The sequence below is a fragment of the Pseudomonas sp. ML2-2023-3 genome (assembly GCF_037055275.1).
Classification (GTDB): Bacteria; Pseudomonadota; Gammaproteobacteria; order Pseudomonadales; family Pseudomonadaceae; genus Aquipseudomonas.
On record NZ_CP146343.1, the window covers coordinates 1,930,960 to 1,945,085 of the forward strand.

Below are 14,126 nucleotides of genomic sequence, written 5' to 3' on the forward strand. Positions count from 1 at the left end.
ACAAGAAGAGGAGCAGGACACATGGCGACGTGTGGCGAAGTATTGGTCAAGTTGCTGGAGGCGTACGGGGTCGAGCAGGTGTTCGGCATCCCCGGCGTACACACCGTTGAACTATACCGCGGGCTGGCAGGGTCCAGAATCAATCACGTCACCCCGCGTCACGAGCAGGGTGCCGGTTTTATGGCTGACGGCTATGCCCGTACCAGCGGCAAGCCCGGTGTGTGCTTCATCATTACCGGCCCCGGCATGACCAATATCACGACTGCGATGGGCCAGGCTTATGCGGATTCGATTCCGATGCTGGTGATTTCCAGTGTGCAGTCGCGCAGCCAGTTGGGCGGGGGGCGTGGCAAGTTGCACGAACTGCCGAATCAGGGAGCGCTGGTGGCTGGCGTGGCGGCGTTTTCCCACACCCTGATGTCGGCGGCAGAGTTGCCGGGCGTGCTGGCGCGGGCATTTGCGCTGTTTCAGGCCGGTCGCCCACGGCCTGTGCATATCGAGATTCCCCTGGACGTACTGGTGGAAAACGCCGACGCATTGCTTGCCAGTCACCCTGTAAGCATTGCCCGGCCAGGGGCTTCGCCTGCTGCCATCGAACAGATGAGCCAGCGGTTGATCCATGCCAAACGGCCGTTGATTCTGGCGGGTGGCGGCGCGATAGAGGCGGGCCCCGCGCTGCTAAAACTGGCGGAGCGACTGGGCGCCCCGGTGGCCCTGACCATTAATGCCAAGGGCATGCTGCCTTCGGATCACCCCCTGTTGATTGGCTCGACCCAATCACTGGTTGCGACACGGGCGCTTGTGGCCGAGGCGGACGTGGTGCTGGCCATTGGCACCGAACTGGCCGAGACCGATTACGACGTGACCTTTGCTGGCGGTTTTGAGATCCCTGGCGCCTTGTTGCGCATCGATATCGACCCGGATCAGACCGTGCGCAACTACCCGCCCACCCTGGCCCTGGTAGCCGATGCGAACCTGGCCGCCCAAGCCTTGCTGTCGAGCCTTGCTCAAGTGCCGCCACGGCGGGCGGACTGGGGCTCAGAGCGGGTCAGTCGCCTCAAGGCGCAACTGGCCACTGAATGGGATGCGCCGACCCGGGCCCAAACCCATTTCTTGCAGGCTGTGTTCGATGTGCTGCCGGATGCGGTGTGTGTAGGTGATTCAACCCAGCCGGTGTACACCGGCAACCTGACCTTCAACCCCGGGCAGCCGCGTCGCTGGTTCAACTCATCAACCGGCTACGGCACCCTGGGTTATGCCCTGCCAGCGGCAGTCGGTGCCTGGTTGGGTCGTCGGGCAGAGGGGAAAGCGGGTGGCCCGGTCTTGTGCCTGATCGGTGATGGAGGGTTGCAATTCACCCTGGCTGAACTGGCCAGTGCAGTTGAGGCACGCACACCGATAATCGTGTTGCTGTGGAACAACCAGGGCTACGGCGAAATCAAAAAATACATGCTCAATCGCGCCATCGAGCCCGTGGGCGTCGACATTTACACCCCGGACTTTATCGGTGTGGCCAAGGCGTTGGGGTGTACCGCGCAGACGGTCGAGGGCGAGGCGCAATTGCGCGCAGCCCTGGCCAGCGCCGCCGACCGCCAGGGCCCCAGCGTGATTGAAATCGATGAGTGGCACTGGCAGCAATCGCTCGCGCTATAGGCTCATGCGCAGGCGCGCCAGATCCCGCACCGGTGGCGCGCCGAACTGACGGCTGTACTCGCGGCTAAATTGCGACGGGCTTTCATAGCCCACGCGATAGCCCGCTGCCGATGCATCCAGGCCCTCACTGAGCATCAGCCGCCGCGCTTCGTTGAGGCGCAATTGTTTTTGGTACTGCAGTGGGCTCATGGCGGTCATGGCCTTGAATCGATGATGCAGCGTCGACACGCTGAGATTGGCCTCCCGTGCCAGGCTGTCGATGCGCAGCGGCTGTTCAAAGTTACCGTTAAGCCAGGAAATCAGCCCGGCTGACGCGATGGTTTTGACTATTTTCGCTGGCGATTTCATACAGGCGGTGGCCCAAGGGGCTGCGCAATAGCCGGTACAAAATCTCACGGCGAATCAGTGGCGCAAGCATGGCGATATCTTTGGGGGTGTCGAGCAGGCGTGTCAGGCGCAGCAATGCGTCGAGCATCGGCGGGTCAATGGGCTCAACGTAAAGGCCCCGTCCGGTCGGTCGCGACGGCACGCCCATGGGGCCCGCATCGCTGATCAGGGTGGAAATGTCCGCAGGATCAATATCCAGGCGCAAGGCCAGTACCGGGTGTTCGGGGGATATTTCCAGCACCCTGCCGCTGATCGGCATCGACACAGACACCACCAGATAATTGAGCGGGTCGTAGGCGAAGTATTCATCCGCCAGCCGCACCTCTTTACGGCCCTGGGCCATGATGCACAGCGCGGGTTTGGGCAGGCTGGGGGCAAAATCGCTGGGTTGGCTGTAACGGGACACAAACAGCGCCTCGACACCGGTATCGAACGAGCCGTCTTCAGGGGCGTGGCGGTAAATCAGGTCTGCCAGTTCCACGCGCTGTTTTTCAAGTGCGGGGTCGAGCGCGGGCCGCGGTGGTTCCAGCAGTGACATAGGTCGCATCCTCATTAAAGCAACAGGGCAGGTACAGCTTAAGTTTGTGCAAGGCCAAGGGGTAGCCGATTTCTGCCGTTGTCTTGCCTGATCCTGTCATTGGCAGCGCTCATGTGCCTGCCAAACCCGTTGCAGACGTACAGCCTTGCTCAAAAAGCCAAAGGCGAGACAGACGGTTCAAGTGCGCAATCAGAAGGGGAAAAAACGAGGTTTTGCAGAATCGTGCAAGCCTGGGGCAGGAATCGACTAACGGTCACGGGTGCTGGCCTCTAAGCTTTGAACCTCTCCCTAACACCCTTTTCCTTTGTGGAGGCCAGCATGCCCCAGTCCAATGCCGTCAGTCATATGACCCTGGTTCGCGCCCGCGCAGGGTGTTCGGTCCAGGTCCAGGCGTGCCTGAGCCAACTGATTGAACCGACCCTGCAGACGCCCGGTTGCCTGCACTTCGCCTTGCAGCATTGCCAGAGCGATCCGCTGCTGTGGCAGGTCGCGGGCTATTGGCAGGATGAAACCTCGATGCAGGCGTATTTCAACTCATCGCTCATGGATGTTTACGGCGTGCTGGTCTACCAGCACGTGGTGGATAGCCTCGATTTCAAGACCTTCAACGATGCGAGCGGGTTGAACAGGTAGAATGCCGGTTTTTCCATTGGCCGGGAGTTGAAGCATGGCGCGTAAAGAGTTTGCACATTTTGAAGCGGTATCAGCCGTGGTTCCGGTTGAACCCGGGATTTACCACGCAGCGATTGCAGTCAAAGCCTTGTATGAAGGTGGAGCGCCGCGCTTTCACAAAGTACTGATCGAGCAAACGTTCAAAACAGCGACCGCCGCCGATGCTGCTGCCGCGCAACAACTTGAAGCCCTGCAGGGCGTCACCGAAGACGCCGAGCTGGTCTGGTAGTTGTAGGGGCTGTTGACGTTTGGTTGTGGCTCACAACCAAACGTCAACAGGCCCTAACGCGGCCGATGCATTTTGAACAGTGCTTCGGGGCCTAGCTGGAAGTAATCCGCCGGGCCGCCACCGCGTAAAATCGGTTCGGCGGCTGCGGTGTCGTAAATCCCGTCTTTAAGCAGGTGTCTGGCGATATGTACGGCCACCACCTCACCCAGAATCAGCCAGCTTGGCACCAACGCCTTGTCTGCGCGTTGCAGCTGGATGATCTGCGTGACCTTGCACTCAAACGATACTGGCGTTTCGGCCACGCGCGGCACACTGATCACCCGCGAAGCTGCAGTTGTCAGGCCTGCCAGTTCGAACTCATTCACCTCGGGGCCGACCATGGCGCAGCTTTGGTTCATCGCTTCGGCCAAGGGACGTGTGGCCAGGTTCCAGACGAATTCGCCGGTTTTCTCGATGTTATTGAGGCTGTCTTTACGACCCACACTGCAAAACCCGATGATCGGCGGGATGTAGTTAAACGCGTTGAAAAAGCTGTAGGGAGCAAGGTTCAGCCGGCCTTGGGCATCCTGAGACGAAATCCAGCCAATCGGACGCGGGCCAACGATAGCGTTGAACGGATCGTGGGGCAGGCCGTGGCCTTGGGAGGGTTCATAAAAATGAATATCGTCATGCATGGGAGTAGTCCGCAAACGGCTGATATAGAGCCCCTATAGTGCAAGGCCTTGGGGCTGATTACAAAAGCGGCTACGGGTTTTCGCAATTTTCTTTCCCCCAGAAACGACTAAGCCCGGCCAGGGCCGGGCTGAAGTGCCTCCTTCAGGTGTTAGCTGAAAAGGGCGCCATTGGTGCGATCGTAACCATCCGAGGCAAAGGTATCCGAATGGGTACGGCTGAAGCCGTCTTCTGCGAAGGTGGCCGAGCCAGTTTTGTCGAAGCCGTCTTCTGCGAAGGTAGCCGAGCCGGTTTTGTCGAAGCCGTCTTCTGCGAAGGTGGCCGAGCCGGTTTTGTCGAAGCCGTCTTCTGCGAAGGTGGCCGAACCGGTTTTGTCGAAGCCGTCTTCAGCAAAAGTAGCCGAGCCGGTGCGATCAAAGCCATCAGCGGCAACGGCGGCCGAACCTGTGCGGCTGAAGCCGTCTTCAGCAAAGCTCGACGAGTGAGTACGGTCGAAACCATCGGCGGCAAAAGCATTGAAAGCCAGGGCAGAGAAGGCGGCAGCGAGGATCAATTTGGTTTTCATGATGAAGCTCCTTGTTTCGTGTTTGAGATGTTCAGTGGGTATGGGTTTAAGACTACGCCGATTAATTTGATTAAAAAGCGCAAAAAATAGCGATAAATAATCGATTTATTCGATGTGTTCGCCCGCGCAAAAACAGGCCAACGGATGTCTGCTCTTGCGTTTGGTGACGATTCACATCAGCCAGCGATAGAGGTCTTGCTGAAATGGATAGTGGCCTAACAGAGTTAACTGACTATTAAGTCAGATAACGCTGACGCACTTAACAGAGAGGGAGGTGCTTTGGAGGGGGCGGGCAGGAAGGTGTTGCTGATACAACCAGCCCCGTGTGGGGCTGGTTGGAGGCGGGGCTTAGTCTGTTTCGATACGCGAGTGCTTGCGGGTGTCTTTCATGGTGGCGTAAACCGCTAGAGAGCAGGCGATACAGGCAGTCACGTACCAGTAGTAACCGGTTTCCATGCCTGCACTCTTGAACCACAGCGCAATGTATTCAGCGGTACCGCCGAAGATCGACACGGTCAGCGCGTAAGGCAAGCCTACGCCCAGTGCGCGGATTTCTGTCGGGAACAGTTCAGCTTTCACCACGGCGTTGATCGAGGTGTAGCCGCTGACAATGATCAACGCGGCCATGATCAGGAAGAACGCGCCCCACCAGGTGGTGATGGTGTGCAGGGTGGTGAGGATTGGCACGGTGAACAGGGTACCCAGCACGCCGAAGGCGATCAGGATTGGACGACGTCCGATCTTGTCCGACAGAGCGCCCACCAGTGGCTGTATGCACATGAACAGGAACAGTGTGGCGGCCGAAATGGTGGTGGAGTCAGAAATGCTCATCCCCACCGTGTTCACCAGGTATTTCTGCATGTACGTGGTGTAGGTGTAGAACGCCAGCGTGCCGCCCATGGTCAGGCCGACGACGGTCATCAGCTCTTTAGGATGGCGCATCAAGGTGCGCATGGCGCTTTCTTTAGGCTTGACCCGGACCTTTTTGAACGACTCGGTTTCTTCCATGCCACGACGCAGATACAGCGCGACCACGGCGCACAGGGCACCGATCACAAACGGAACGCGCCAGCCCCAGCTGTACAGCTGTTCTTCGGTCAGGGTCTGTTGCAGAACGATCAATACACCCAGGGCGATGAGCTGACCCGAGATCAGTGTCACGTACTGGAAGCTGGAGAAAAAGCCACGACGCTCCTTGGTCGCCATCTCGCTCAGGTAGGTTGCCGAGGTGCCGTACTCGCCACCCACGGACAACCCTTGCAGCAAACGGGCGAAGACCAGCAGCACCGGTGCCCACACGCCAATGGTTTCATAACCTGGCGACAGGGCGATGACCAGCGAGCCGAAGCACATCAGCAGCACCGAAGCCATCAGTGCGGCTTTACGGCCTTTGCGGTCAGCGTACAGGCCCATCAGCCAGCCGCCGATCGGGCGCATCAAAAAGCCTACGGCGAAGATGGCCGCGGTATTGAGCAATTGTGCGGTGGTGTCGCCCTTGGGGAAAAAGGCCTTGGCGAAGTACAGCGAGAATGCGGCGTAGACGTACCAGTCGTACCACTCGACCATGTTGCCGACGGAGCCACTGAAAATCGATTTGATACGGCTTGAGGTGGTCTTTTCTTTGGGGGCCGCAGACGCGGACCCGGCAGGCAGGGTGCTGGAGTTATCCATTGAATGGATCCTTCTTTCATTGTTTTTTTATAGCGCGTCAAAACGCGAGCTTGCAGGGCTATAGCAGGAGTTGTGCCAAGGCTGCAGGGCCCGGTTTACAAGGGGAGAGGGTGGTGGGTGAGCGGGAATCCGCTGGTTTTCGGGTGCGTCATAGGCAAGAATCCGCCTATCTGACAAGCGTTGCAGGCCCTGACTCTTGTGGGAGCGGGCTTGCTCGCGATGGCATCACCGCGGTTTACCTGAACCACCGCGCCGTCCGAATCGCGAGCAAGCCCGCTCCCACAGAGGCAGGAATCGCTTAACTGCTTCCCAAAAACGCCTCGCGCACCAGCCCATGACGCTGCATTTTTTCATTGAGGGTACGGCGCGGCAGTTGGAGTTCATTGAGCACTGCCTTGATATCACCTTTATGTCGGGTCAGCGCAGCACGCAGGCATTGCGCCTCAAAGGCTTCCTGTTGCGTCACCAGTGATTGCCCTGTTTCAGGGTCGTCCAGTTGCGGTTCGCTCAAGCCCAGTACGTCCCGCTCGGCAACGTTGGCCAGTTCGCGCACATTGCCCGGCCAGTCGTGGCTCAGCAAACGGGACAGTTGTGGCCCGCTCAGCGGTTGTGCGCTGCGCCCCAGGCGTTCGCCGGCACTGTGTGAAAAGGCGTCGTACAGCAATGGAATATCTTCTCGGCGCTCGCGCAACGGTGCCAGGCGCAGTTGCGCCACGGTCAGTCGATAGGCCAGGTCTTCGCGAAAACGCCCGGCGCGGGCTTCTTCGAGCAAGTCAGGTTTGGTGGCGGCAATCACCCGCAGGTTCACGCTGATGCTCTGATTGGAGCCCAGGCGCTCCAGCTTTTGCTCTTGTAGCACCCGCAGCAATTTGGCTTGCTGGGCCAAGGGCATGCTTTCGATTTCATCCAGAAACAAGGTCCCGCCATCGGCGTACTCCAGCTTGCCGATGCGCTTGCCCAGCGCTCCGGTAAATGCCCCGCTTTCGTGACCGAACAGCTCGGCTTCAAACAACTGCTCGGGGATTGCGGCGCAGTTGAGCGCCACGAAAGGTTTGTCGGCACGGGGGCCAAAATCATGCAGGCAGCGGGCGACCAGTTCCTTACCGCTGCCGGTCTCGCCACGAATCAACACATTGACCGGCAGTGGCGCCAGCTCCAGCACCTGACGACGCAAGGTCTGCAAGCTGCGCGACACACCCAGCAAGCGCCCGTCGATCAGTTCGCGCAGGTCAGCCTGTTCGTGCAAACGACGGTTTTCGAGTACCAGCTGGCGCTTTTCCAGGGCTCGACGCAGGCTGCTCAGCAGTGCTTCGGGGCTGAAGGGTTTTTCGAGAAAGTCGTAAGCACCCTCGCGCATGGCTTCGACGGCCATCGGGACATCACCGTGGCCTGTCAGCAAAATCACCGGCAAGTCCGCATCCAGTTGCTGCAAGCGGGTCAGCAACGCAAGGCCGCCCATCCCCGGCATGCGCACATCACTGACAATCACCCCGGCAAAATGCGCAGGCAGTTGATCCAGGCAGTCTTCGGCGCAGCTGAACAACTGCACTTCAAAGCCGCTCAGGCTCAGCCATTGCTCCACGGCATTACGAATACTGGCCTCGTCATCGACCACGATCACCGAGTTGAGCATGTTTCACATTTCCTGTGCGATGGGCAGCGTCAGCGTGAATTGTGCGCCATCGGCCCGGTTGCAGGCGGTCAAGCGACCGCCGATTTCGTGAACAATGGCGTAAGACACCGCCAGGCCCAAACCTAATCCGTCACCCACCGGTTTGGTGGTGAAGAACGGATCGAAGATTTTACCCAGATGTTCCTCCCTGATCCCGCCCCCGCTGTCGCTGACCGTCAAGTGCCACAGTTGTTGATTAGCCTCGATGCGGATTTCCAAGTGTTTGCGCGGTGTGTCGAGCATGGCGTCAAGGGCGTTGCGCAGCAGGTTGATCAACACTTGTTCCAGACGGATCGCATCGCCGCGTACCCAGGCCGGGCGAATCAGATTGATCGTCAGCTCTATGGCTTCTTCCTGAAGGCGCGGCTCCAGCAACTGCAGGGCCTGATCGACCACGGTTGCCAGGTCCAGGCGCTCGCGCAAACCGCTGGGGCTCTGGCGGGCGTAAGTCTTTAAATGGCCGGTGAGTGCGGCCATGCGCTTGAGCATCTGCTCCAACGGGTCCAGGGCTTTATAGGCATCGTCGATACGGCCGTGATCCAGCAACAGACGCAAAGTCGCCAACTGCATGCGCTGGGCGGTCAGGGGCTGGTTGATCTCGTGGGCCAGCGCCGCCGACATTTGCCCCAGTGCCGCGAGTTTGGCTGATTGCACCAGGCTATCTTGCGCAGTACGCAAATCCCGGGTGCGGGCTTCGACCAGTTGCTCAAGCTCCTCACGATTGCGCTGGCGCAAACGCCCCAGTCGCCAGCGCTGGAATAAAAATAGCCCCAGAAACACCAGCGTCAGCCACAGGCCAATCGCCGCCAGTGCGGCATTGCGACTGTCTTCCGCGGCGGTCACGGGACGGCGTAGCAGGTGCAGCGTCCAGCCTTCTGCGCTCAGTGGCAACGACCCCCACAGATAATCTGCCTGGCCGTTGGGTCCGTCGACGCGGGTCAGGGAGCTGGCTTCATCAAAGCTGCGCAGGGTGTGGGTCTTCATCAGCGTCAGGGGTTGATCGTGGTACTGGCGCGTGGCGGAAATTTCGCTACGATCGCTGTCACTCAACGGTCGCAACAGGCGATAGCGCCAGCCGGGTTGGTTGGCAATAAACACAATGCCCCGGGCGTCGCTGACCAGCAGGGTGTCGTTGCCGTGGCTCCATTCACGCTCCAGCTGCGGGAATTCAAGCTTGACCACCATCGCCCCCAAAAACCTGCCGTCGGCATCGAGCACCGCGCTGGACAGGAAGTAACCTGGTATTCCGCTGGTCACGCCCACGGCATAAAAGCTGCCGCTGCCCTGGCTGCGGGTCTGCTTGAAATAGGGCCTGAAGCCATAGTTATGGCCCACATAGCTGTTGGAGGTATTCCAGTTGCTGGCGGCGACGGCCAGGCCGGTGCTGTCGAGCAACTCCAGGGTGGAGGACTGGGCCGCACCGTTGATGCGTTCAAGCTTTTCATTGAGTGCGGCCTGTTCGTGCGCGGTCAAGGGCTTGCTTAAGGCCGTCACCAGCTCCGGGTCCAGTGCCAGTACAGCGGGCAGGGCGCGATAGCGCTCAATCAGCGTGTGCAGCGAGTTGGCATACAGGTTCAGTTGTTCAGGCCCGCGGCGGGCGCTCTCTTCCAGCGCATGACGTTCGGCCTGGCGCATCGCCCAGCCGCCAGCCAGAGCCGCTCCGGCCAGAATCAACAGGCAATACAGCGTCAAACGCAGGGTGCGAGACGTCACAGGCATAGTGGCAAACCGCTCGAATGGCAGGGCGCGAACCATATCATGACGCCAGTACCTTGCAGGAGACGGGATAACTATCTACCGCCGCGCAGGTTTTGCTCAGGGATATGTTGGCTTTCAACCCAGCGGAATCCTAGCCATGACGACGAGTTTACCCCCTGTACGCGGTCGAGCACCGTTGCTGTTGTCCAGTACGCAATGGGCGCAAAAAGAGGCGCTCACCTATCTGTCTTCAGTTGTCGAAGCCAACTTCAATGGCCTGAGCGAGGCGCATAAATTCAGTTATCCCGTGCTCTATCGCAACGCGCTGGCATCCCTCAAGGCGGTTGAGGACGAGATCACGCGGATCAAGGCCGACTTCAAGTCAACTCATCTGGCAGCACTCACTCATGAGCTCAAGGAGCTGCTGGGCGTTGATGTCGACCCCGAGCAAGCGCGGATCCATACCCGTTACCGTGAAAATATCGAAGAGGACCTGCTTGAGTACATGACCCGCATCAGCGGTTCACCGTCTGCTGCCCGCGAGCCCAAGTTCACCTTCAGTCCCGGACGTACGCCGCGCGCACTGGAAGAGTCCAGGTTTATTGAACATGTTCGCGTGGTGTCGCTATGGGATGCCGCGTGCGAGAACTTCAGTTACAGGACTGACTCGGTATTGCTCAAGCCCTACAGCTTTGAACAAGCCAGTTACATCGACTATACCGCCGGTTTGAGGGGCAGGCCTGCCGGGCCGTTTATCCAGATTGTGCGAAAACTGGATCTGGGTGCGAAGCTCAAACAGTTGCTTGATGGCGCAAATGCGCAGGATGGCTCCTTGACGCAGCGGGTGGTTGCAGCGGCCAAAGCCGGCTTTGAGTTCGATTTGCTGGAGGCTTACCGCAACAGTTTTGTGTCGAAGGTCAACCTTACCGATTACGAGCGTTTGCTCAGCATGTTGAAGGGAGACGCTGAGCCGCACATATGGCCGGTTTCAATGGGTCTCAAACCCGTGATACCGGAGAAGTTCATCAGACACCCGGGAGGTACAGAAGAAGACTCAAAATTGCTCTTTCACGATGAAAACTACCTGGACTTCTCCGGGCGCGGCGAAATTGCGCTCCCTCTTTTCCTGATCAAGGTTCCTGAGGTGTCTGGTGTTTTCAGCTATTTCCCACAACGCCTCGGCGGAGCCCTTTTGTGGCACAAAAGCGTAGACAGCGGCTTGAAGCACTTTTTGCAGCAACTCAGGCAGGACCACAGCAAAGGTCAGCTTGGCTGGTTTGTCAGGCATCTGGGGTTGAAAGACCTGGGAGGCTTCAACAAGCTGCTGAGTGACGAGCCAAGGCCCCAGGGCATCACCTGGCTCGCGGGTGTTCTGCATGATGCTTTTCGCAGTACGTTTCCCGAGCCAGACCTGGACAGTCTGCAACTGTATGTCGAAATCAGCACAAGCGGTTCTCAACCATTGGCCAAGAGAGTTGGAGAGCGGCAGACAGCGCGGTTTCGTGACAACTTGAGCCTGTTGGCCACTAGCAAGTCGGCACTGGATTGGCAGGCTTTCAAAGAGGCATTGTCTGACATAGGCAGTGAAGTGCTGACGATGCTCACCACCCCCATGCCCGGAGGTGTATCGGGGCTCAATACAATCATGCAGGCCGCCATATTGGGCTCCCTGGCCTACAGCCTTGTGCAAGGCGTGAAGGAGGCGAGCCATGGAGAGGTCACGAACTTTGCCGGTGCATTGGCCGACAGCGCCGACTTGTTGATCAGTGCCCGCTTGGTGGGTGTGGCGGCCAAGGCTTACCGCCAGCGTATGCAAGGCCTGTGGGCCACTCTTGGTCAGCCGCGCAAGGTCACCCATCAGTCGGGTGGCGTCGAGTTGTGGCGGCCGCAGTTGAGCGCGTACCCGCACCTGCAGGCAGACGCACTCGATGGCCGGGTGCCCAACGCTGAGGGTTTGTATGACATCGATGCAAAGCGGTATGCCAAGGTTCAGGAGGGCGACAAGGCCTTGGTGGTAGAAGTCACCCATGACGCGCAGTCCGGTCTTTACGTGCTTAAAACCGATAATGCGCAGGCATTCAGGCCCGCGGTGGCGTTTGACCCCGGTCAGCAGGTCTGGCGCCTTGCGCTGGAGGATGTTCAGGGGCTGGACGACAAGCACCTGCTGCAGCGCATGTTGGCGCTGGATTTGCCTGGTTCTGCTCCAGGTGACATAGAGCGCATGCTGAGCATTACCGGCACCAGCCGTGAACAGCTTGAAAACACATGGCAAGGTCAGCTTATTCCAGGCCCGCTGGCCGATGGCGTGCGTCGGCTTCAAGCTGACCGACTGATTGAGCAAATCAAAAGCGACTTTCCCCAGCGCGGCGAAATGCCTGTCAACGCTGACAGCGCAGTGTTGTGCATGCTGACACAGCTGAAGCTTTGGCCCAGGGAGACGGTGCTGGATGTGTTCAATCAGCAGGGGCATCTGGTTGAGTCGTATGGCAAGGATTTTCAGCCCGGCACCCCTGTGAACCATATTGAAATCAAGCGCCTGGATCACGGTACGTATGTGGCCAGGAATGATGTCACCCAGGGCAGTGCCCAGGTCGAGCAATTGTTCACGCTGATTCTCGACCAGTTGCCCGAGGCTTCACAACTGGGCCGCGAGAGCAATCCGGACCTGAGCAAAGCAGGGCGAATTGCTTCGATACGTTGGCAAATTGCCGACCTGGCCCGAGAGGATAAGCCACTCCTGTTCAAGGCACTGACAGCGCTCTATGGGCACAAGCGCAACGATCCGATTGCCCGCCCAGACCCTGCCAACAAGTATTTACCTTTGATGTACCCACCCCTTTCGGGTACCACGACGCCATTGCTGGCCAAACTTCATCAGCTTAATGCCTGGATGTCGGTGGAGAGCCTTGAACCGTTATTGGCTGCGCACCCTTTTACCCCCTCTCAGGTCACACAGGCTCTTGAGCAAGGCATGCAGCCTTTGGCGTTTGCCCGTGCAGCAAACCGCCTGCGGACACGGCTGCGGGTAGACATTGCACTGGACGGGATCTATCACCGGCGGGCCTGGAGTCCTGACATCGATTTATGGACCCGAGAGTTCGCAACAGGGGTTTTGCGCGACAGACTCAACCGCAGGTTGGTGGTCACGGATGTGAGTGCCCCAGCCTCAACGGATGGCTACAGCCCCACGGGGCCTGATGATCCAACCATCGTCCTGCGTCAGACTAAGGCTGGCACCTTCGAAGTTTCTGATTTTCGTCGCGGTGGCACAGTGACCATCAGTTCAACCCCTGACAGCTTCTACCTGGCGATCAACTGGGTGTTGCGAGAAAGTGAACGTTTATCGCTGGGTATGGATGGCGCTCGGGTATCGGGTCTGCGCCAGGCAGTGGGTGATGCAATGCTCGCCCGGCGACAGCCTGATGGCCCCGTTAATCTGTGGGACAAGACCACTTTCCAATATGAGCGCAAAAAGGTTGTACTGCGCGATCAGGCACCCGGTGAACTGGGTCTTTATCGTATCGATGATAAAAATTACCTGTCGTTGCATGGTTCTGTTTATCAGGTCGACTTCGACCCTGTGATCAATAAATGGCGCATGAAGCACCCGAATAAAATCGGGGTCAACGAACCGACTCTGGAGCACAACTACAACGGTGCATGGCGCCAGACAATCGAGAACCCCCTGCAGTGGGAAGGGCTCAAATTGCTGCGCCGGCTGCGAGCCCGGCCTGAATCCATCAGTGATGAAATGGGCCATAAAATCATGGCTGTGAGCAATACCAGCGAAGGTGTATTGCGTCAGATTCACATGAACAACCTCGCACCCCCGCCCTTGTTGGTGGATACCTGGAAGCGCTTCGAGATCGAAGCCGAGATTCAGCGTTTCGTAAAACAAATGCAGGCACACCATTCCCTGTCCGAAGCCCGCAGCGATATTCATCTGTTGCTGATGCAGAATTTGCCCGACTGGCCTGCGGACAAGGTACTTCAAATTGTCGACTTGCAAGGTAATACGCTGCAGGAATACGGGGCCGACCTGAGCAACACCGCGCCTCGGATCAGGGTGACGATCAATGAGACCGATAACGCCAGCCTGTTGCTGCGCGCGCTGCTCTCGCGCATGAATCAGGCCGATACATTGAGCCTGCTGGGCGAGTACCACCCCTCTATCGAGGAGCGCATGCTGGCGCTGGCTAAAAAAGTTGCCGCCCATGCGCTTGCGCGCCAGGCCCCGGTGTTCAAGTCACTCTATGGGCGCCTGGAGCGCAGTTCGGATCCGCACGTGAGACTGGTTCAAAAAAATTATCCAGATCTTCCCAAAAGCATCATCGAACATTTGCTCCGCCACACCTCCGCCCCCTAGCGA

At 58.6% G+C, this 14,126-nt stretch carries 9 protein-coding genes and 1 pseudogene; 4 read left to right on the forward strand and 6 right to left on the reverse strand.

The annotated features are described in order from the left end of the window. Positions 1 to 21: 21 nt before the first annotated feature. On the forward strand, positions 22 to 1,653 hold the full coding sequence (locus tag V6P94_RS08975) for a 5-guanidino-2-oxopentanoate decarboxylase (protein WP_326398349.1): 1,632 nt from the start codon (positions 22 to 24) through the stop codon (positions 1,651 to 1,653). On the opposite strand, the pseudogene V6P94_RS08980 reads toward V6P94_RS08975, so the two are convergent. Continuing rightward, a pseudogene (locus V6P94_RS08980) lies at positions 1,648 to 2,578 on the reverse strand (AraC family transcriptional regulator N-terminal domain-containing protein). The gene V6P94_RS08975 and the pseudogene V6P94_RS08980 sit on opposite strands and share 6 nt — an antisense overlap. A gap of 318 nt (positions 2,579 to 2,896) precedes the next feature. On the opposite strand from V6P94_RS08980, the gene V6P94_RS08985 reads away from it, so the two are divergent. Both V6P94_RS08985 and V6P94_RS08990 read left to right on the forward strand, forming a co-directional pair. Next, positions 2,897 to 3,211 carry a putative quinol monooxygenase gene (locus V6P94_RS08985; protein WP_133075776.1) on the forward strand — a complete coding sequence of 105 codons (315 nt, stop codon included), beginning with the start codon at positions 2,897 to 2,899 and terminating at the stop codon, positions 3,209 to 3,211. 34 nt (positions 3,212 to 3,245) lie between these two features. Further along, on the forward strand, positions 3,246 to 3,479 hold the full coding sequence (locus V6P94_RS08990) for a hypothetical protein (RefSeq protein ID WP_133075775.1): 234 nt from the start codon (positions 3,246 to 3,248) through the stop codon (positions 3,477 to 3,479). Between the two features lie 53 nt (positions 3,480 to 3,532). On the opposite strand, the gene V6P94_RS08995 is transcribed toward V6P94_RS08990, so the two are convergent. The 5 genes from V6P94_RS08995 to V6P94_RS09015 all read right to left on the reverse strand — a co-directional run bounded on the left by V6P94_RS08995 (position 3,533) and on the right by V6P94_RS09015 (position 9,778). Beyond that, positions 3,533 to 4,153, reverse strand: coding sequence for a flavin reductase family protein (locus tag V6P94_RS08995; RefSeq protein ID WP_326398348.1), 621 nt, complete (start codon positions 4,151 to 4,153; stop codon positions 3,533 to 3,535). 149 nt (positions 4,154 to 4,302) lie between these two features. Then, positions 4,303 to 4,716 (reverse strand): heme utilization protein, encoded by a 414-nt coding sequence (locus V6P94_RS09000; protein ID WP_219260746.1) that lies wholly within the window; start codon positions 4,714 to 4,716, stop codon positions 4,303 to 4,305. A gap of 348 nt (positions 4,717 to 5,064) precedes the next feature. Further along, positions 5,065 to 6,387: an MFS transporter gene (locus tag V6P94_RS09005; protein WP_133075773.1), complete on the reverse strand. Its 1,323-nt coding sequence runs from the start codon at positions 6,385 to 6,387 to the stop codon at positions 5,065 to 5,067. Positions 6,388 to 6,685: 298 nt separating this feature from the next. Further along, on the reverse strand, positions 6,686 to 8,020 hold the full coding sequence (locus V6P94_RS09010) for a sigma-54 dependent transcriptional regulator (RefSeq protein WP_326398346.1): 1,335 nt from the start codon (positions 8,018 to 8,020) through the stop codon (positions 6,686 to 6,688). A gap of 3 nt (positions 8,021 to 8,023) precedes the next feature. After that, complete coding sequence (locus V6P94_RS09015; RefSeq protein WP_219260744.1) at positions 8,024 to 9,778, reverse strand: ATP-binding protein; 1,755 nt, start codon at positions 9,776 to 9,778, stop codon at positions 8,024 to 8,026. Positions 9,779 to 9,914: 136 nt separating this feature from the next. Here V6P94_RS09015 and V6P94_RS09020 point away from each other — a divergent pair, with 136 nt between their 5' ends. After that, entirely contained in the window at positions 9,915 to 14,123 is a 4,209-nt protein-coding gene (locus V6P94_RS09020; RefSeq protein ID WP_338649258.1) for a hypothetical protein, read from the forward strand. Positions 14,124 to 14,126: the final 3 nt, after the last annotated feature.